Raw genomic sequence first — 19,335 nt, forward strand, 5'->3', positions numbered from 1 at the left:
GTCAGATGTGTATAAGAGACAGGACTACCCCCACCCGCACTCACGCCGCAGCGTCGTCGCTCTGCCCCTTAAGCCGGGCGGCCAGCGCGGCTTCCAGGAACATGTCCAGGTCGCCGTCCAGCACCGCCTGGCTCTGCGAGGTCTCCACTTCGGTCCGCAGGTCCTTCACCATCTGGTAGGGGTGCAGGACGTAGGAGCGGATCTGGTGGCCCCAGCCGATGTCGCTCTTGGTCGCCTCAAGCGCGGCGGCGGCGTCCTCGCGGATCTTCAGCTCCCGCTCGTACATGCGGGCACGCAGCATGTCCCACGCCTTGGCGCGGTTCTTGTGCTGCGAGCGCTCCTGCTGGCAGGCCACCACGATGCCCGTGGGCAGGTGGGTGATGCGGATCGCCGAGTCCGTCTTGTTGACGTGCTGGCCACCGGCGCCCGACGCCCGGAAGGTGTCGATGCGGCAGTCCTTCTCGTTGATCTCGATGTTGATCTTGTCGTCGATCACCGGAGACACCGAGACGGCGGCGAAGCTGGTCTGGCGGCGGGCCTGGCTGTCGAACGGGCTGATGCGCACCAGACGGTGCACCCCGGCCTCGGTCTTCAGCCAGCCATAGGCGTTGTGGCCGCTGATCTGCGCGGTGGCGGACTTGATGCCGGCCTCTTCGCCGGGGCTCTCCTCAAGCCACTGCGTCTTGTAGCCGTGCTGTTCCGCCCAGCGGAGGTACATGCGCATCAGCATCAGCGCCCAGTCCTGGGCCTCCGTGCCGCCGGCGCCGGCGTTCACCTCGATGAAGCAGTCGTTGGCGTCCGCCTCGCCCGACAGCAGGCTCTCGATCTGGAGCTTCGCGGCGCGGTCGCGCAGCGCGTAGAGCTGGGCCTCGGCATCGGCAACCACGGTCGCGTCGCCCTCGGCCTCGCCCATCTCGATCAGCTCCAGGCTGTCGGACAGGTCGCGCTCAAGCGCGCGGTAGCCGTTCACCGAGGTTTCGAGCTGGGTGCGCTCGCGCATGATGGTCTGCGCGCGGGACGGGTCGTCCCACAGCTTGGGGTCTTCGGCGTGGGCGTTCAGTTCGTCGAGACGACGCAGCGCGTTATCCCAGTCAAAGATGCCTCCTCAGCAGCGCCAGCGATTCTCTAATCTCGCCGGCGGCCGCTTCGATCTCGGCCCGCATCGCAGTGCCTCCTCGTCAGCCAGAGTTGAACCAGTGTCTTGGCCCTTATGTAGCGGGTTGGGCGCGGCGTTGCACCCTCTTATTCCACAGCCTCCCCGGCTTCCGCGACGCTGGACCAGACCGGAACGGTAACCCGCCGGAGCGCCGCCCCGTCACCGGGGCATCCCACCAACCCACTCGGATGAAACCGTTTTTGCGCCGCAAAACCACTTTCGCGGCGCGAATAAGTGGCAGCCCCCCGTGATAGCGTCACCAACGTTCGTGCCCGTCTCCCGGCGGGCGCGGGCTGTCGGCGCCCCCGTTTCCCAACAACAATAGCGTGGCCCCCCGATGAACTTCACCAGCCTGGGGTTCCTGCTGTTCATCACGGCCTTCACGGCGGGCTTCATGATGCTCGCCAGGACGCGGCTGTTCACGCCGCTGCTGCTGGTGTCCAGCTATGTCTTCTACGGCTTCTGGGATTACCGCTTCTGCCTTCTGCTCGCCGGCACGACGCTGCTCGACTTCTATTGCGGCCTGCGCATCGCCGACGCGCCGAACCGGGCCACCGCGCGCATCTTCATGCAGCTCAGCCTCGCCGCCAATCTGGCGATCCTGTTCTTTTTCAAATACTTCAACTTCTTCATCGACAGCGCGCAGGTGGCGCTGGCCTCGCTCGGCCTCGACGTCGGGCACCGCACGCTGTCCATCATCCTGCCCGTCGGCATTTCCTTCTACACCTTCCAAAATCTCAGCTACACGCTGGACCTCTATCTCGGCCATCTGGAGAAGCCGGAGCGGTCGCTGCTGCGCTACGCGACCTTCGTCGCCTTTTTCCCGCAGCTCGTCGCCGGGCCGATCGTCCGGGCGCGCGACCTGCTGCCCCAGATCCAGAACGGCCCCCACCACGACGTCAGCTTCGCCTTCCGCTTCGCCGGGCTGGAGAAGATCATCTGGGGCTATTTCCTCAAGCTCGGTCTGGCCGACAACGCCGCCGCCGTGGTCGACGCCCGCTTCGCCCAGCCGGAGTTCTTCAACGCGCTGAACCACGTCATCGGGCTGATCTGCTTCTCGCTCCAGATCTACGGCGACTTCGCCGGCTACTCGCTGATCGCGATCGGTCTGGCGCAGATCTTCGGCTACACGCTCTGCCAGAACTTCGCCCGCCCCTACTTCGCCATGGGCATGAAGGACTTCTGGCGGCGCTGGCACATCTCGCTGTCCACATGGTTCCGCGACTACGTCTACATCCCGATGGGCGGCGGGCGCACCCACTGGCTGCGCATCCGCAACCTGACCATCGTGATGCTGGTGTCCGGCCTGTGGCACGGCGCCGCCTGGACCTTCGTCCTGTGGGGCGCCATGCACGCCACCCTGATGGCGGCGGAGGACGGCGTGCGCTGGCTGGCCAAGCGCAGCCCGCTGCGGCTGAGCGGCGCGCCGCTGATGGCGGGCAAGCTGCTGACGGTCGGGCTGGTCTTCCTTCTCATCACGCTGACCTGGCTGCCCTTCCGCGCCGACGATATGCACACGGTGCGGACCATCCTGGGCATCATCGCCGAGGGCGATTTCAGCCTGCCGCGCGGCATGCAGCAGATGAGCTATCTGGTCCGCGTCGCCCTGTTCGGCCTCGTTGTGCTGATGATCGACGCGATGATCGAGTTCGGGGCCGGGCGCCGCTACGCCGGGGTGAACGTCGTGGTCCGCTCCGCCGGCTGCGCCACGCTGATCCTGATGCTCCTGCTCTTCGGCAATTTCGCCAACCGATCCTTCATCTATTTCCAGTTCTGAGGGAGCCCGAACCATGATCCGCCTTTTGGCCGTCGTCGGACTGATCCTGGGCATGGTGGTCGCCATGGACCGCGCGGTGGCGTCCTGGATGGGCGACACGCTCCTCCAGTCGTCGGACCGCTTCATGACCGTCTACCGCGACGGGCCGCCCGCCGACGTGGTGATCCTGGGCAACTCCCGTGCCGACAACCACTTCCCGGTGGAGGAGGTGCAGGCGCTGACCTGCGGCCGGGTGCTGAACCTGGGCATGGGCGGCGCCCCCACCACGGTCGGCGACCTGCTGTGGGAGGATTACCTGGACAGGCACGGCGCCCCCCGCCTGCTGCTGGTCGAGCCGACGAGCGTGGTCGACGATCCCAAGGCGCTCGCCGACCTGCCGCTTCTGGCCTACTACTCGGAGCGGGTGGACGGCTTCATCCGGCAGGTCGACGCCACCATGTGGGCCTCCAACAAGCTGTTCAACACGCTGATCTTCAACAACAACCAGACGATCCGGCTGGCCTTCGACGGGCTGCACCCGACCGGCGACCGGACGCTGAGCGGCACCATGTCGCCCTTCCTCAAGGCCCAGCTCGAAAAGGCGCCGACGGAGCGGATGGAGGGCTTCCAGCCGAACTGGGACGCGCTGGACCGCATCATCGGCACGGCGCGGGAGAAGGGCACGCGGGTCGCCGTGGTCATCACGCCCTTCTTCCCCGGCTACATCGAGAAGGTGACCAACTTCGACGCCTTCTTTGAGGATCTGAAAGCCCGCCTGCCGCCCGACGTGCCGCTGATCGACACCCGCCGCGAGGTCGAGGACGAGGCCCATTTCGTGGACGCCCTGCACATCAACCAGGAGGGGGTCCGCGTGATGCTGGCGCGGATGGAAGACCGGTTGCGCCCGCTGGCCGACTGCCCCACCGACACGGCCCCGGCCGACGCCATCGCCCAGCTCCGCCCGGACACCCACACCGCCGCGCGGCCCTGAACCTCCGCACAAAAGAAAAGCCCCGCCTCCCGAATCGGGAAGCGGGGCTTTTTTCTTGTCGAACCCGTCCGGTCGAACCGGCCCGGTCAGTAGAGACCGCCAGTCCCCACCGTCGCCGCCGATGGCGGGGCCGCCGGAGCGCCCCAGCCGCCCGGCTGCTGCTGGGCCGCCGCGTCGCCGCCGGGCACCCCGCCGGTCCAGCCGCCGTCCGCGGCGTGGGCCGAGCCGTCCAGCACCATCTGCGGCTGGTCTGGGTTCGGCTCGGTGCCGGGGATGAAGGCCTCCCAGATCGCCTTGCGCTCGCCGGGCTGGGCAAGGCGCCCGTTCTCCGGGTTGACGCGGACGAGGCGCAGGCCGCGCGGAACGCGGAACGGCGTGGCCGGCTGGTCCTTCAGCGCCACCTCCATCACGTCCTTGAACACCGGCACCGCCGCCGAGCCGCCGGTCTCCTTGGCGCCCAGCGAGCGCGGCTGGTCGAAGCCGATGTAGGTGCCGACCACGAGGTTGGGCGAGAAGCCCATGAACCACGCGTCATGGCTGTCGTTGGTCGTGCCGGTCTTGCCGGCCAGCGGCTTGCCCAGCGACAGCAGCTTCGTCGCCGTGCCGCGCTGCACCACGCCCTCCAGCATGGAGACCATCTGGTAGACGGTGCGCGGGTCGTTGACCTGCTCCCGGGTGTCGGCGACGGCGGGAACGGCCAGCCCGTCGTTCCAGGCCACCTGATTGCAGGAGGCGCAGGGGCGCGTGTCGTGGCGGAAGACGGTCTTGCCGTTGCGGTCCTGCACCCGGTCGATGAAGGTCGGGCTCACCCGTTTGCCGCCGTTGGCCAGCATGGCGTAGGCGGTGGCGAGGCGCAGCACGGTCGTCTCGCCGGCGCCGAGCGACATCGGCAGATAGGGCTGGAGGTTGTCGGTGATGCCGAAATTCTCGGACAGCGCCTTCACCTTGTCCATGCCGACGGCCTGGGCCAGACGGACGGTCATGACGTTCCGCGACTTCTCGATGCCGGCGCGCAGCGGCGTCGGGCCGTAGAACTCGTGGCTGTAGTTCTCCGGCCGCCAGATCGGCTGGCCGTGGCCGGGGTCGTATTCGAACGGAGCGTCCATCACCAGCGAGGACGGGGTGAAGCCCTGGTTCAGCGCCGTCAGATAGACGAAGGGCTTGAAGGAGGAGCCCGGCTGCCGCATCGCCTGGGTGGCGCGGTTGAAGGAACTCATCTGCGGGGAGAAGCCGCCGACCATGGCGAGCACGCGGCCGGTGTGCGGGTCGAGCGCGACCAGACCGCCCTGCACCGCCGGAACCTGCCGCAACGCGTAGGTGCCCGCCGGCGGCTCCTTGCCCTTCTCGTCCTTGCCGGCGGCCTCGACCAGGATCAGGTCGCCCAGCTTGGCAACGTCGGAGGGACGGCGGATCTCCGGGCCGAGCCGGTTGTCGTCGCGTTGCGCCCGCGCCCAGCGCAGCTCGGCCAGCGGCACCCGGCCGCGCGAGCCGTCCGGCAGGCCGATGTCGAGCGCCGCCGCCTCGTCGTCCTTCAGCACCACCGCCAGATGCCAGCCCTCAGACCCCGGAGGCGGCGCCATGGAGGCGAGCTTCTTCGCCCAATTGTCGAAATTCTCCATCTTGCCGACCGGCCCGCGGTAGCCGTGGCGGCGGTCGTATTGCACCAGCCCGGTGCGCAGCGCCTTGGTCGCCGCCCGCTGCAGCACCGGGTCCATCGAGGCGCGGACCGACAGGCCGCCCTCGTAGAGCGCCTGTTCGCCATAGAGCTTCACCAGCTCGCGCCGGACCTCCTCGGCGAAATACTCCGACGTCACATACTCCTGCTCGTCGCGCTTGCGCACGACCAAGGGCTTGGACTGGGCGATCTTGGCCTCTTCCGGGGTGATGTGCCCGTCCTCGGCCATGCGCCCGATCACCCAGTTGCGCCGCGCGATGGCCGCATCGCGCTGGCGTTCCGGGTGGTAGTTGCTGGGCGCCTTGGGCAGGGCCGCCAGATAGGCCGCCTCCTCGATGTCCAGCTCGTCCAGCGCCTTGTTGAAGTAGTTCAGCGCCGCCGCCGCCACGCCGTAGGAGCGGTATCCCAGGAAGATCTCGTTCAGGTACAGCTCGAGGATGCGGTCCTTGCTGAAGGCCCGCTCGATGCGGACCGCCAGGATCGCCTCCTTGATCTTGCGCGAGAAGGACACCTCGTTGGTCAGCAGCATGTTCTTGGCGACCTGCTGCGTGATCGTCGAGGCGCCCATCGGCCGGCGGTCGCGGCCGAGATTCTCCACGTTGGTCAGGATGGCGCGGGCGATGCCGACGGGGTCGATGCCCTTGTGGTCGTAGAAGTTCTTGTCCTCGGCGGACAGGAAGGCGTTCGTCACGCGCTTCGGCATGGCGTCGATGGGGACGAACACGCGCTTTTCCGACGCGAACTCCGCCAGCAGGCGCCCGTCGCCCGCATGGACGCGGGTGGTCACCGGCGGTTCGTAGTTGGCGAGCTTGGTGTAGTCCGGCAGTTCGTGATCGTAATGGTCCAGCATGTAGACCAGCCCCCCCGCCCCGGCCAGGGCGAGGATCACGACGGCCATCAGGGCGGACAGAATAAAGCGCATGACGGTTCCCAGACAGGCATGGCGGCGGTCCCGCCGCCTTCGTCCGGGACAGAGACCGGGAAGACGCGGAACCGTCCGATGGGCGGCATCCTACACCGCGAGGGGCGGCAGTCCGACTCCCTCGCAGCCATGTCAGGAAAATGTGACGGCCACAAGGCGCATGCAAGAAAGTGGTGATCGGGGAGAGCGTATGTCCGACCGCTTTTGCCCGCATGGCTGTGGCCGGGCAGCGGTGCCCGGCGGAGCGGTTCTCAGCTCTTCTGCGCCCCGGTCAGCCATTTGAAATAGGCATCGATGGTGCGGACCATGCCACGGCCCAGCTTCTCGCGATGGGCCGACTTGCTCAGCAGGCTGACGTCCTGGGGGCTCGACAGGTAGCCCATCTCGACCAGCGCGGACGGCATGTCCGGCGCGGTCAGCACGGCGAAGCCGGCCTGACGGTGCGGCTTGCTGGGGATCAGCTTGACCTCGCGGCCGAGATGCTCCAGCGCCATGTTGGCGAAGCGCTTGGAGTGGTTCATCGTGTCGCGCTGGGCGAGGTCGATCAGGATCGAGGCCACCAGATCGTTCTCGGAGGACAGGTCCATGCCGGCCAGCGCGTCGGCCCGGTTCTCCTTGGCGGCCAGCATCTCCGCCTCACGGTCGGACGCCCGGTCGGACAGGGTGTAGATGGACAGGCCGCGCATGTTGGCGGAGCCGATGCTGTCGGCGTGCAGCGACAGGAACAGGTCGGCGTTGGCCTCCCGCGCGATGGCGACGCGGTCGCGCAAGCGGATGAACACGTCCTTGTCGCGGGTCAGCCGCACCCGGTAGCGGCCCGAACCTTCCAACTGGCGCTTCAGCTCCCGCGCCATCGCCAGCGTGATGTCCTTCTCATAGACCCCGCCGACGCCGACCGCGCCGGGATCGACGCCGCCATGGCCAGGATCGACCACGACCATCGGCTTTTCGGGGACCGGCGCCGCCCGCGGCGGGACCGGCGGCGGCAGGGCCGCGGCGACCGGCACGATGGGGTCCTTGCGCGCCGGCGGGCGGGCCGCTTCGCGGCTCACCGACGCCGTGGCCGTGGTGGCTGCGACCGGGGCGGAGGCGGCGAACTGCGCCGGGGTGGTGCGGGCGATGTCGAGGACGAAGCGCGGCTTGAAGCCGTCGCGCGGCGGGATGAGGTAGGACTCGACCACCCGCGCCGGGCCATCGGTTTCCACCACGAGGCGGGAAGCGCCGCCGTCGCGCCCTTCAAAGCGGTAGCGGGCGACCACCCCCTTTCCCGCCATCACCGTGTTGCCGCCCGGCCAGCTCACGTCCGGCAAATCGACCACGACGCGGTAGGGGGAGCCGTGCACCGACACGGTGAAGGGAACCGAGTCGGTGAGTTCCAGAACCAGCCGCGTCTTGTCGGGATGCAGACCGAGACGCGCGTTCAGGACGGCCACCCGCTCCTGGACCGGCGGCGGAAAGGGCAGGGCCGCGGTGGTCTGGGCCTGCGCCGGGGCGCACGGCAAGGCGACCGCCCCCAGAAGGGCGCCCAGCACAGCGACAATCGCGAGCAATCGGGGCATCCGTTCCACCAGAAACCGCAAACCGGCAAAGCCAGCGGTCAGCTATAGCGCAGCGAAATCAAGGCGCTCAACGGTGGCGTCCGGAGGCGTGGCGGAATTGTCGGCGAGGGTGCCGTTCGTGCAACAGTGCCCTGCTATGCCCTCATCCCGGTGGAATGCCGCCGAACCGGATGCGGCGGACCGCAACTTTCGCCGAATTCCACGTTGTGCATGGTTTCGTGCTTGTCTATGGTAGCTCTGCGACATACCGCGACCCACCAGCCCACTCTTCCGAGAGGTTTCTCTCCGGGGTGACTGTGGGCGTCGCCCGCGGACCCCCACGGCCGAAATTTACATCATCGGGCGCGGTCCGGGGCGTGACGCTTCTGGGTTGCCGGTGGATTGGGACGAAACCTCGAAGCTGGTGCCGGCCGCAAGGCCGTAACCCGGAGGCCGAAGCCCGACCCGTCCTGGCTGCTTCGTCAGCGCCGTTCGACGGGTTAGGGGCCGGTTCCGCAGGCTTCGCTCACAACGATGACGCGCCCCGGCGGCTTGACCGTCGCGCGGGCGGCCTGGGGCGTCATGGGGATCTTGTATGGCCAAGCGCATGCTGGTGGACGCCACGCACCCGGAGGAAACCCGGGTTGCCGTGGTCAATGGGAACAGACTCGAAGATCTCGACTTCGAAATCGCCACCCGGAAGCAACTCAAGGGCAACATCTACCTTGCCAAGGTGACCCGGGTCGAGCCGTCGCTCCAGGCGGCCTTCGTGGAATATGGCGGGAACCGGCACGGCTTCCTGGCCTTCTCGGAAATCCATCCCGACTATTACCGCATCCCGATCGCCGACCGTGAGGCCCTGCTGGCCGAAGAGCGCCGGCTGGAGGAGCAGGCCGAGGCCCGCGCCGAGGCCGCCGCCGACGGCGCCGTGATGGCCGAGCCGATCCGTCCGGAGCAGGTGGAGGAGGAAGTCTCCCCGATGCCGGGCTCCTACGCGGAGGCCGAGGGCGACGGTTTCGAGGGCGACGTCCCGGCCTTCGCCACGGATGGCGGCTCGGATGAGGCCGCTGAGTCGGATGAGGTTCCGGAAGGCGCCGCTCCGGCCGAAAGCCCGGACGTCATCGGCGGGGACGAGGTCGAGGAGGCCCACCGCCGCCGCGCCCGCCCGCTGCGCAGCTACAAGATCCAGGAAGTCATCAAGCGCCGGCAGGTCATGCTGGTCCAGGTGACCAAGGAGGAGCGCGGCAACAAGGGCGCGGCGCTGACCACCTACTTGTCGCTGCCGGGCCGCTACTGCGTGCTGATGCCCAACACGGGCCGCGGCGGCGGGATTTCCCGCAAGATCACCAACCCCGCCGACCGCAAGCGCCTGAAGGAGATCCTGTCCGATCTCGACATTCCGGAAGGCATGGCGGTCATCCTGCGCACCGCGGGGCTGGAGCGCTCCAAGCAGGAAATCAAGCGCGACCTTGAATACTTGCTGCGCCTGTGGGACGACATCCGCGTCCAGACGCTGAAGTCCTCCGCGCCCTGCCTCATCTATGAGGAGGCGAACCTCATCAAGCGCTCGATCCGCGATCTCTACACCGACGATATCGACGAGATCTGGGTGGAGGGCAACGCCGGCTTCAACACCGCGCGCGACTTCATGCGCATGATGATGCCGAGCCACACCAAGCGCGTCATGCAGTACCAGGACGACACGATCCCGCTGTTCCACCGCTATCAGGTTGAAACGCAGATCGACGCGATCCACAGCCCGGTCGTGCAGCTCCGCTCCGGCGGCTACATCGTCATCAACCCGACCGAGGCGCTGGTTTCCATCGACGTCAACTCGGGCAAGTCGACGCGCGAGCGCAACATCGAGGAAACAGCCTACAAGACCAACCTCGAAGCCGCCGACGAGGTGGCGCGCCAGCTCCGCCTGCGCGACCTCGCGGGCCTCATCGTGATCGATTTCATCGACATGGAGGAGCCCCGCAACAACGCCGCGGTGGAGCGCCGCCTGAAAGAGGCGATGAAGAACGACCGGGCGCGCATCCAGCTCGGCCGCATCTCCGCCTTCGGCCTGCTGGAGCTGTCGCGCCAGCGTCTGCGCCCGTCGCTGCTGGAAACCAACTTCGAGCGCTGCCCGCACTGCTCCGGCACCGGCGTCATCCGCTCGGTGGAGTCCGCCTCGCTGCACGTGCTGCGCGCCATCGAGGAGGAGGGCATCCGCAAGCGGTCGTCGGAGATCACCGTCTTCGTGCCGACCCGCATCGCGCTCTACATCCTCAACCAGAAGCGCGGCGAGCTGACCAAGATCGAGGACCGCTACCGGTTCCGCGTCATGGTCCAGGCCGACGACACGCTGATCGCGCCGGACCTGCGGCTTGAGCGCGTGAAGGCCCGCACGCCGGAGGACGACGTGCCGCTGGTCAGCGCCGAGCGCGTGCTGGCCGAGACCGACCGCATCCTGGCCGCCGAGGCCGAGGAGGCCGAGGAAGAGGCGCCCGTCGTCGAGGCCGCCGAGGTTGCCGGGGCCGAGGTCATCGAACGCGCCGACGCCGTCGGGGAGAGCGAGGGCGACCGCCGCCGCCGCCGCCGCCGCCGCCGTGGCCGCGGGCGTGACCGCGAGGATGGCCGCGCGCCGTTCGGCGAGTCCGCCGAAGCGTCCGACGAGGCGACCGAGGGCGACGAGGTCGAAGCGGAGACCGCCGACGCCGACGAGACGGCGGTCGACGAGGAAGCGATCGAGCGCGCCCAGATCGAGGCTCCGGAGTTCGTCATCAACGATGTCGATGTCGGCCCTGCCCACATCGAGGACGACGAGGACGAGGAGACCGACCTGGCCGCGTCCGACGCGGACGACGGCGCCGACGCGTTCGAGCCGAACGGCGATGGCGAGGGCAACGGAGAGCGCAAGAAGCGCCGCCGCGGCAAGCGCGGTGGTCGCCGGCGGTCCCGCCAGCGCGAGGGCCTGGAGGCCGGCGAGGGCATGCCTTCCGACGGCACCGAGGGCGAGGTGGACGCCGAGTCCTTCCCGACCGCCGTCGAGGCTGGCCGCGCCGTCAACCCGCCGGAACTGCCGGCCGACATGGAGCCGGTCGAGTTCGACTGGGTCCTGACCAGCGCGGTGGCCGCCGAGGCTGCTCCGGAAACTGCGGCGGACACCGCCGCGGAGGGTCCGGCCGCCGATGAGGCCGCCCCGGTGGCCGAGGAAACTCCGGCCCGCAAGCCGCGCCGTGGCCGCGCCAAGGCGACCGCCGCCGAGGCCGCCGAAGCGGTGACGGCGGAGCCGGAAGCGGCCCCAGCCAAGCCGAAGCGCGCCGCGAAGGGCGCCGCCAAGGGTGGCAAGGCCGCCGCGAAGGCCGCCGCTCCGGAGGAAACCGCTCCGTCGCCGGCCAAGCCGTCGCGCAGCCGCAAGGCGAAGACCGCGGCAGCCGAGGCCGCCCCTGCTCCGGCGCCGGTTGCGGCCCCGGCCGCAGAGGAGCCGAAGAAGCGTCCGGCGGCGCGCAAGCGCAAGGCCGCTGCGGACGCTCCCGCCGAGGCGGCGCCCGCTCCGGCCCCGGTTGCGGCTCCGGTCGTCGAGGAGGCGAAGAAGCGCCCGGCGCGCAAGCGCAAGACCGCAGCGGACGCTCCCGTCGAGGCGGCGCCCGCTCCGGCGGTCAGCGAGGCGCAGGCGACCCCGACCCCGGCCAATGAGCCGGCCAGCGCGAACCCCGCTCCGGAGGCCAAGCCGCGCCGGGGCTGGTGGAACCGCTAAGCGCGTTTCATCGCCGTAAAGACTGGAAAAGGCGCCTCGCGGCGCCTTTTCCTTTTCCAGAAACCGCGAAGGGTCCCGACCATGAGCAAGGCCTTCACCCGGGAGAACGACTCCGCCCCCGACGACGACGAGGCCGACGATCCCAAACCCTTGCCCAAGGGCGTGAAGAACTACATGACGCCCGAAGGCTTCCAGCGCATGCAGGAGGAGCTGCGCTCGCTGCTGCGGGTCGAACGCCCGAAGGTGGTCGAGGTGGTGTCCTGGGCGGCCGGCAACGGCGACCGCTCGGAAAACGGCGACTACATCTACGGCAAGAAGCGCCTGCGCGAGATCGACCGGCGCATCCGCTTCCTGACCAAGCGGCTGGAATCGGCGGAGGTGGTCGATCCCACGCTCCAGAAGAACCGCGACCGCGTGTTCTTCGGCGCCACCGTCACCTACGCGCGTGAGGATGGAGCAGAAAACACCATCACCATCGTCGGCGCCGACGAGGTGGACATGGACCGCGCCCGTGTGAGCTGGATATCGCCCATCGCCCGCGCCCTGCTGAGGGCGCAGGAAGGCGACGTGGTGGACCTGCGCACCCCCGCCGGGCTGGAGCAGATCGAGGTCGTCGCCATCCGCTATCCGGGCGACGATGCGTGAAGAAGGCTGGGGCTACAGAAGCCCCAGTTCCTCCAGTTCGGCGCGCAGGCTGGATGCGCCGGAAAAACGGTGCGCCGTCATGCCGAGTGCGCGGGCGGCCTCGACGTTGGCGGGGCTGTCGTCGATGAAATAGCAGTCCGCCGCCGCCAAGCCGTAGCGGTCGAGCAGGAGTTGGAAGATCGCCGGGTCCGGCTTCACCAACCTCTCGTCGCCCGACACGATGATCCCGTCGAAGACGTTCAGGAAATCGAAGCGCCTGCGGGTCAGCGCCAGCTTCTCCGACGAGAAGTTGGTGATGGAGTAAAGCGGCGTTCCGCGCTGCCTCAACTCCATCAGGATCTCCGGGGTCCCGGCCATGGGGCCGGGCACCATCTCCTCCCACCGCTCGTGATAGGCGCGGATCAACTCGCGGCAGTCGGGAAACTCGGCAGTCAGGACGGCGACCGCCTCGTCCCACGGGCGACCGCGGTCCTGCTCCAGGTTCCAGGCGGGGGTGCAGACGTTGTCGAGGAAGTCCTCCATCAGGTCCTCGTACCCGTCGAACAGTTCGCGGTAGAGATGCCGCGGGTCCCATTCGATGAGCACCTGGCCGATGTCGAAGACGACGGTGGTCGGCTTGGTCATCGTCAATTCCCGCCCCGGCCTCAACCCTTGCGGGCCGCGGCGACGAGGTCCTTCATCTGGTCCAGCTTGATGGCGCCGGGGACCAGCTCGTCGCCGATGACGAAGGCCGGGGTGCCGCGGATGCCCAGTTCCTCGGCCAGCGCCTGGTTGGCGGCGATGACCTTCAACACCTCGGGGCTGTTCATGTCCTTCTTCAGCTTGTCGGTGTCCAACCCGACCGACTTGGCCAGCCGCTGGATCACGTCGTCGTCGAGCTGGCCGCGGTGGGCCATCAGGGCGTTGTGGAATTCCAGATACTTGCCCTGGCTGCGCGACGCCAGCGCCGCCTTGGCCGCGGTCATCGAGGCCGGGCTGAGGATCGGGAACTCCTTGAAGACGAAGCGCAGCTTGCCGTCGTCCTTGATCAGGCGCTCGGTGTCGGCTTGCACGGCCTTGCAGTAACCGCACTGGTAGTCGAAGAACTCGACCACCGTCACGTCCCCCTTGGGGTTGCCGGCCACCGGATCGGCGGGGTTCTGGAACAGCGCGGCCTTGTTGTCGGCCAGCGCTGCCTTGGCCTTCTGCTCCTCAGCCATCTTCTGGCGCTTCTGGAGCGAGTCCACGGCCTCCAGGATGATCTCGGGGTTCTTCAGGATGTAGTCGCGCACGACCTCTTCGACGGCCTTGCGCTGGGCGTCGTCCATCGGGCTCTGCGCCTGGAGGGCGGGGGCCAGCAGCCCCGTCGGAAGGGCCAGCGCTGCGGCGAGCGCCAAGGCGGCGGGGCGGAAGCGGGTCATGGCGAACTCTCTCGTGTGGAGCCTGGAGGGCGCGATTCGGGGCGATACTGTGGACCGGGACGGCGGGGTCAGGCAAGACGGCTGTGCGCCGCGCGAACGGGGGAGACTCACTTGCCGCCCGCCTGCCCGCGGATGTCCTGGGCGCGCAGCCAGCCGGGGGAGCCGGCGGGCAGCAGCTTCTCCGCCCGTTCCGCCTGGAAGCGGGCCATCGGCTTGTCGCCGCGGGCGAAGGCCTCCTCCGCGGTGGCGTAGGCGACCATGCCGGCGTTGCCCTTCATGCTCCAGGCCTGGGCCATCAGCCGCCACAGGAAGGCCGACTGCGCCTGCGTCTTGGACGCGACCTGAAGGTTGCGCAACGCCTCGTCGGCCAGCCGGCTGTCATTCTGTTCCATCAGGGAGTGGGCCAGCGAGACGCGGATGCTGCCAGCGTCCGGCTCCAGCTCGATCGCCTTGCGGTAGGGCGCGGCGGCGTCCACCGCCCGCCCGTTCTGCAGCATCAGATCGCCCTTCATCTCATAGAGGAAGGCATTCTTCGGCTCCTGGGCGATCAGCCCGTCGACCAGCGGCAGGGCCTGCCGGACCTCGCCGCGGCGGAAATAGGCGTAGGCCCGGCCGTAGCGCGCCACGAAGGACGGGTCGTCCGCCTTGTAGCGGCGCAGCGCCCCATTGGGGTCGAGATAGGCGTAGAGCTTGGCCTGGATGCGGCGGAACTCCTCGTTCCACTGGGCGGGAACCGGCTTCCTGCCGGCGCGTGACCGCTCCACGAAGTTGCGCACCGTCTCGATGCGCTCGCGGGTCAGCGGGTGGGTGCGGCGGTAGCCGGCGTCGCGGTCCACCAGCAGCGGGTCGTCGGCGGCGCCCAGCTTCTCCAGGAAGGTGACCAGCCCCTCCGCCGAGATGCCGGACTGCTCCATGTAGGACAGGCCCGCTTGGTCGGCCGAGGATTCCTGGCTGCGCGAGAAGGACAGGAAGTTGCGCTCCGCCAGATGCTGGCCCAGCATGACGCCCGCCGCGCCGGCCCCGGCGTTGCCCGCGGCGATGCCACCGACGATGCCGATGCCCATGCCGATCAGCGAGGACAGGAAGGCGTTCTCCATCGCCTCCGACCCGCGGACCAGATGGCCGCCAGCGATGTGGCCGGTTTCGTGGGCAATCACGCCGATGAGCTGCCCAGCATCCTCCAGCCCCAGCAGCAGGCCGGTGTGCAGGAAGATGTTCTGCCCGCCGGCGACGAAGGCGTTCATGGTGTTGTCGTTGACCAGGACGATGTTCACCGCGTCCGGATCGATGCCGGCGGCCTGGAAGATTGGCCGCGCCATGTCGCGGATGATATGTTCCGTCTCGGCGTCGCTCAGGAACTGCATTTCCTGGCGCCGCTGCGCGCCCGCGGGCGGCGACCACGACAGAACCATCACGGCAACCATGGCGATGACCGAAACCAGCCTGCTGGGCTTGCGCACCGTTACTTCCTCCGCACACCGGGGCACCGGGCAGCCGGTCAAGATGCCGGTCCGGGCGCCCCATTCCACCCGCCGAATCTGGCAAGGGTTGGGCGCGATTGCCATAGCCGCATCGCTGGTCGGCGGATGCGTCAACACGAAATACCGCACCGGCGCACCGGCCCAGAGCTTCGTCGCGGCCGACGAGCCGCGCGCGGCGGAGATCGGGCGCGACATCATCGCCCAAGGCGGCAAGGCCGGCGACGCCGCCACCGCGATGGCGATGGCGATGGCCGTCACCCTGCCGTCGCGCGTCGGGATGACCGGCGGCGGCGTCTGCGTGGTGTTTGACGCCGCGAGGAAGGAAACCCGCACGCTCGACTTCCTGCCCCGTCCCACCGGTGTCGGTGGCGCCGCCCTGCCCGGCTTCCTGCGCGGCGTCTACGCGCTCCAGGCCTCCACCGGGGCGATGCGCTGGGAGCAGGCGGTGGTCCCGGCCGAGCAGCTCGCCCGCTCCACCCCGGTCAGCCGGGCGCTGGCGCGCGACCTCGCCGACTCCGCCACCCGCCTGTCCGCCGACCCGGAGGCCCGCCGCGTCTTCCTGCCGGCCGGTGCGCCGCTGGCCGAAGGCGCGCCGCTGAGCCAGCCGGAACTGGCCGCCAGCCTGTCGCAGGTGCGCCGCAGCGGCATCGCTGCGATGTATGGTGGGCCGCTGGGTGGTGCCGTGGCGCAGGCCGCTGCCATCGACCCCGCCACCGTCCGCGGTTTCCAGCCGCGCTGGACCGGCACCGCGGCGATCCCTCTGGGCATCGTCTCGATGCATTTCGCCCAGCTTCCCGAGACCAACAACGGCGCCGCCCTGACCGCCGCCTGGAACGCCGCTGCCGACCTGCCGCCCGATCAGCGTGCCGCCCGCGTGGCCCAGACGCTGGGCGCCACCGGCAACGGCGCCTCCGCGCCCGGCGCCGGCCTCGTCGTGATCGACCATGAGGAGAACGGGGTCGCCTGCTCCTTCACCATGGGGGCGCCCTTCGGTAGCGGCCGCATGGTGCCGGGCACCGGCCTGCTGGCCGCCCGCGGGGTGGATGGCGCCGGTTTCGGGGCACCCGCCCTGCTGACCAACGCCATCGTCGGTCGCACCCAGTTCGCCGGGGCGGCCAGCGCCGCCGGCAACGACGGCCCCGCCGCCGCTCCCGCCGCCCTGCTGACCGCCGCCCTGCCCGCCGCGCTGGACAAGGAGCCGGGCGCCGCCATCCGGGTCAGCCGCGCCGCGTCCGGGCCGGGCCGGGCCACCTTCGTCACCTGCCAGACCTCGATGGAGAGCGGCTGGAAGGAATGCCAGGTCGCCGCCGACCCGCGCGCCCACGCCCTGGGCATACTGGTCGAAACCGAGCGTTGATGTTCAGAAGTCTGGAATCATGAGCAAAGCACCCAAAGTCTCCAAACGGGGCGCCATCCCGCCCTTCTTCGTCATGGAAGTGATGCGCGCCGCCGCCGAGCGCGAAGCCGCCGGCCTGGAGGTCCTGCACATGGAGGTTGGGCAGCCCTCGACCGGCGCGCCGAAGGGCGTGCTGGAGGCCGCCCACCGCATGCTCGACGCCGACGTGCTGGGCTACACCGGGGCGCTGGGCATCCCGGCGCTGCGGGCGGCCATCGCCGGCTGGTACCGCGACCGTTACGGAATCGACGTGCCGGAGCGGCGCGTGGTGGTCACCACCGGCTCGTCCGGGGCCTTCCAGCTCGGTTTCCTGGCGGCCTTCGATCCGGGTGACCGGGTGGCCATGGCCTCGCCCAGCTACCCGGCCTACCGCCACACGCTGACCGCCATCGGGGTCGAGCCGGTGGAGCTGCCGACCGGTCCGGAGCACCGCTTCCAGCCGACCATCGACCTGCTGGAGCGGCTCGATCCGCCCATCCAGGGCCTGATCGTCGCCAGCCCGGCCAACCCGACCGGCACGATGCTGAGCCGGGAGGAGCTGACCGCGCTCGCGAACTGGTGCGACGCCAAGGGCGTGCGCCTCGTCTCCGACGAGATCTACCACGGCCTGACCTATGGACCGGAGGCCGTGACCGCCGCCGAGGTCAGCGAAAGCGCGCTGGTGGTGAACAGCTTCTCCAAATACTTCTCGATGACCGGCTGGCGGCTTGGCTGGATGATCGTTCCGGACGACCTGATCCGCTCGGTCGAATGCCTCGCCCAGAACCTGTTCATCTCCGCCCCCAGCCTGTCGCAGGCCGCCGCGGTCGCCGCCTTCGCCTGCACCGAGGAACTGGACGGCCACGTCGCCCGCTACGCCCGCAACCGCGAACTTCTGCTGAGGGAACTGCCGAAGGCCGGCTTCGACAAGCTGGCTCCGGCGGACGGCGCCTTCTACATCTACGCCGACGTGACGGAGATGACCGACGACAGCGAGGCCTTCTGCAAGCGCATCCTGGCGGAGACCGGCATCGCCTGCACCCCCGGCGTCGACTTCGACCCGGCACGCGGCCTCCGCTTCGTGCGCTTCAGCTTCGCCGGCTCGGAGGAAACCATCGCCGAGGCGGCCCGGCGGCTGATCGCCTGGAAAAAGTAAATCGGCCTTTCAAAAGAAAAAGCCCTCTTCCGGGATGCCGGAAGAGGGCTTTTTCTTTAGAGTCTCAGTACGCGTATTCCTTGAACACCGGGTCCACGCTGCCACCCCAGGGGCCGTTGAACCTCGCCAGAAGCTCGTCGGCGGGAGTCTGGCCGGACTCGGCGATGTCGAGCAGCGTGTTCAGGAAATGCGCCTCGTCGTCGCCCCAGTTGTCGTTGCGGGCGCGGCGGGCCAGACCGCCGCGGGCGATCTCCAGAACCTCAAGCGCGACCTCCCGCACCGTGCGGCCGCGGAAGGGGGTGCGCAGGGCGTGGCGCGGCACCTCGGCGCGCAGGTGGGCGCGCTCCTCCGTCGTCCAGCCCTTCACGAGGTCCCAGGCGGCATCGAGCGCCTGAGTGTCGTAGAGAAGCCCGACCCACAGGGCCGGCAGGGCGCACAGGCGGCGCCACGGGCCGCCGTCGGCGCCGCGCATCTCCAGATACTTCTTCAGACGCACCTCGGGGAAGGAGGTGGTCATGTGGTCGGCCCAGTCTGTGATCAGCGGGACCTCGCCCGGCAACGCCGGCAGGCGGCCCTGCATGAAGTCGCGGAAGGACTGGCCGGAGGCGTCGATGTACGTGCCGTCGCGGTAGACGAAGTACATCGGCACGTCGAGCAGGTAGTCCACGTACCGCTCGAACCCGAAGCCGTCCTCGAACACGAAGGGCAGGTCGCCGGTGCGGTCAGGGTCGGTGTCGGTCCAGATGTGGCTGCGGAAGCTCTGGAAGCCGTTCGGCTTGCCCTCGGTGAAGGGCGAGTTGGCGAACAGCGCCGTGGCGATGGGCTGAAGCGCCAGGCTGACCCGGAACTTCTTCACCATGTCGGCTTCCGAAGCGAAGTCCAGGTTCACCTGCACGGTGCAGGTGCGCATCATCATGTCCAGGCCGAGATTGCCGCGCTTGGGCATGTAATCGCCCATGATCTTGTAGCGGCCCTTGGGCATCCAGGGGATCTCGTCGCGACGCCACTTCGGCTGGAAGCCGAGGCCCATCATGGCGATGCCCAGTTCGCCCCCGATCTCCTTCACCTGATCGAGGTGGCGGTGCACCTCGGCGCAGGTCTGGTGCAGGGTCTCCAGCGGGGCGCCGGACAGTTCCACCTGCCCGCCCGGCTCCAGCGTGATATTCGCCATGCCCTGGGTCAGGGCGATCAGGTTGCCCTTTTCCTCCACCGGGTCCCAGCCGAAGCGCTGCAGGCGGGTCAGCAGTTCACCGATCCCGTCCGGCCCCTCGTAGGGCAGCGGCCGATGGTCGGAGACGCGGTAGGCGAATTTCTCGTGTTCGGTCCCGATGCGCCACTGGTCCGCCGGTTTGTTGCCGGATTCCAGATAGGCCGCCAGTTGGCGGCGGTCGGTGATCGGTTCACCACGCGTCTGCGGAGGTGCGGACATGGAAGCTCCCGCTTTCAAAAAGTCTGAATTGGCCAACGAGTCAAACGGCCCGCCTCGGAACAGCGG

Annotated in this window: 13 protein-coding genes; 6 read left to right on the top strand and 7 right to left on the bottom strand. The window is 69.0% G+C overall.

What is annotated here, in order from left to right; translation table 11 throughout:
- Window positions 1–40 precede the first annotated feature (40 nt).
- A protein-coding gene (prfB, locus tag Q4I23_RS11140; RefSeq protein ID WP_145674376.1) for a peptide chain release factor 2 occupies window positions 41–1,163 on the bottom strand; the annotation gives its coding sequence in 2 pieces (ribosomal slippage) (window positions 41–1,093 and window positions 1,095–1,163; 1,122 coding nt in all).
- A gap of 330 nt (window positions 1,164–1,493) precedes the next feature.
- Between prfB and Q4I23_RS11145 the strand changes: the two genes are divergently transcribed.
- Together Q4I23_RS11145 and Q4I23_RS11150 are read left to right on the top strand one after the other, a co-directional pair.
- Window positions 1,494–2,933: an MBOAT family O-acyltransferase gene (locus Q4I23_RS11145; protein ID WP_498526286.1), complete on the top strand. Its 1,440-nt coding sequence runs from the start codon at window positions 1,494–1,496 to the stop codon at window positions 2,931–2,933.
- Between the two features lie 13 nt (window positions 2,934–2,946).
- Complete coding sequence (locus Q4I23_RS11150) at window positions 2,947–3,903, top strand: SGNH/GDSL hydrolase family protein (RefSeq protein WP_498526287.1); 957 nt, start codon at window positions 2,947–2,949, stop codon at window positions 3,901–3,903.
- Window positions 3,904–3,989: 86 nt separating this feature from the next.
- On the opposite strand, the gene Q4I23_RS11155 is transcribed toward Q4I23_RS11150, so the two are convergent.
- Both Q4I23_RS11155 and Q4I23_RS11160 read right to left on the bottom strand, forming a co-directional pair.
- On the bottom strand, window positions 3,990–6,500 hold the full coding sequence (locus tag Q4I23_RS11155; protein WP_498526288.1) for a penicillin-binding protein 1A: 2,511 nt from the start codon (window positions 6,498–6,500) through the stop codon (window positions 3,990–3,992).
- Window positions 6,501–6,751: 251 nt separating this feature from the next.
- On the bottom strand, window positions 6,752–8,050 hold the full coding sequence (locus Q4I23_RS11160; protein ID WP_498526289.1) for an N-acetylmuramoyl-L-alanine amidase: 1,299 nt from the start codon (window positions 8,048–8,050) through the stop codon (window positions 6,752–6,754).
- Between the two features lie 583 nt (window positions 8,051–8,633).
- Between Q4I23_RS11160 and Q4I23_RS11165 the strand changes: the two genes are divergently transcribed.
- Together Q4I23_RS11165 and greB are read left to right on the top strand one after the other, a co-directional pair.
- Window positions 8,634–11,783 (top strand): Rne/Rng family ribonuclease, encoded by a 3,150-nt coding sequence (locus tag Q4I23_RS11165; protein WP_498526290.1) that lies wholly within the window; start codon window positions 8,634–8,636, stop codon window positions 11,781–11,783.
- 81 nt (window positions 11,784–11,864) lie between these two features.
- Entirely contained in the window at window positions 11,865–12,428 is a 564-nt protein-coding gene (greB, locus tag Q4I23_RS11170) for a transcription elongation factor GreB (RefSeq protein WP_454019348.1), read from the top strand.
- Window positions 12,429–12,440: 12 nt separating this feature from the next.
- On the opposite strand, the gene Q4I23_RS11175 is transcribed toward greB, so the two are convergent.
- From Q4I23_RS11175 to Q4I23_RS11185, 3 genes are all read right to left on the bottom strand, one after another.
- Entirely contained in the window at window positions 12,441–13,052 is a 612-nt protein-coding gene (locus Q4I23_RS11175; protein WP_498526291.1) for an HAD family hydrolase, read from the bottom strand.
- Window positions 13,053–13,072: 20 nt separating this feature from the next.
- A complete protein-coding gene (locus Q4I23_RS11180; RefSeq protein WP_237903130.1) occupies window positions 13,073–13,828 on the bottom strand; it encodes a DsbA family protein in 756 nt (251 codons plus the stop codon).
- Between the two features lie 107 nt (window positions 13,829–13,935).
- Entirely contained in the window at window positions 13,936–15,288 is a 1,353-nt protein-coding gene (locus Q4I23_RS11185; RefSeq protein ID WP_454019346.1) for a M48 family metalloprotease, read from the bottom strand.
- Between Q4I23_RS11185 and Q4I23_RS11190 the strand changes: the two genes are divergently transcribed.
- On the top strand, window positions 15,257–16,666 hold the full coding sequence (locus Q4I23_RS11190; RefSeq protein ID WP_498526292.1) for a gamma-glutamyltransferase: 1,410 nt from the start codon (window positions 15,257–15,259) through the stop codon (window positions 16,664–16,666). The two genes, Q4I23_RS11185 and Q4I23_RS11190, sit on opposite strands and share 32 nt — an antisense overlap.
- A 19-nt stretch (window positions 16,667–16,685) precedes the next feature.
- Window positions 16,686–17,840, top strand: a complete 1,155-nt coding sequence (locus Q4I23_RS11195) for a pyridoxal phosphate-dependent aminotransferase (protein WP_454019344.1) — start codon at window positions 16,686–16,688, stop codon at window positions 17,838–17,840.
- Window positions 17,841–17,904: 64 nt separating this feature from the next.
- On the opposite strand, the gene Q4I23_RS11200 is transcribed toward Q4I23_RS11195, so the two are convergent.
- The gene (locus tag Q4I23_RS11200) at window positions 17,905–19,269 is read right to left on the bottom strand and encodes a glutamate--cysteine ligase (RefSeq protein WP_498526293.1); all 1,365 of its coding nucleotides are present in this window, start codon (window positions 19,267–19,269) and stop codon (window positions 17,905–17,907) included.
- Window positions 19,270–19,335 lie beyond the last annotated feature (66 nt).

The sequence above is a fragment of the Azospirillum sp. UFLA03-27 genome, assembly GCF_059803775.1.

What these genes read in the sequence shown, in the direction of transcription:
- Q4I23_RS11175 (WP_498526291.1), bottom strand. Translation starts at nt 13,052, where the DNA reads ATGACCAAGCCGACCACCGTCGTCTTCGACATCGGCCAGGTGCTCATC.
- Q4I23_RS11200 (WP_498526293.1), bottom strand. Translation starts at nt 19,269, where the DNA reads ATGTCCGCACCTCCGCAGACGCGTGGTGAACCGATCACCGACCGCCGC.
- Q4I23_RS11165 (WP_498526290.1), top strand. Translation starts at nt 8,634, where the DNA reads ATGGCCAAGCGCATGCTGGTGGACGCCACGCACCCGGAGGAAACCCGG.
- greB (WP_454019348.1), top strand. Translation starts at nt 11,865, where the DNA reads ATGAGCAAGGCCTTCACCCGGGAGAACGACTCCGCCCCCGACGACGAC.
- Q4I23_RS11195 (WP_454019344.1), top strand. Translation starts at nt 16,686, where the DNA reads ATGAGCAAAGCACCCAAAGTCTCCAAACGGGGCGCCATCCCGCCCTTC.
- Q4I23_RS11190 (WP_498526292.1), top strand. Translation starts at nt 15,257, where the DNA reads ATGACCGAAACCAGCCTGCTGGGCTTGCGCACCGTTACTTCCTCCGCA.
- Q4I23_RS11150 (WP_498526287.1), top strand. Translation starts at nt 2,947, where the DNA reads ATGATCCGCCTTTTGGCCGTCGTCGGACTGATCCTGGGCATGGTGGTC.
- Q4I23_RS11155 (WP_498526288.1), bottom strand. Translation starts at nt 6,500, where the DNA reads ATGCGCTTTATTCTGTCCGCCCTGATGGCCGTCGTGATCCTCGCCCTG.
- Q4I23_RS11145 (WP_498526286.1), top strand. Translation starts at nt 1,494, where the DNA reads ATGAACTTCACCAGCCTGGGGTTCCTGCTGTTCATCACGGCCTTCACG.
- Q4I23_RS11180 (WP_237903130.1), bottom strand. Translation starts at nt 13,828, where the DNA reads ATGACCCGCTTCCGCCCCGCCGCCTTGGCGCTCGCCGCAGCGCTGGCC.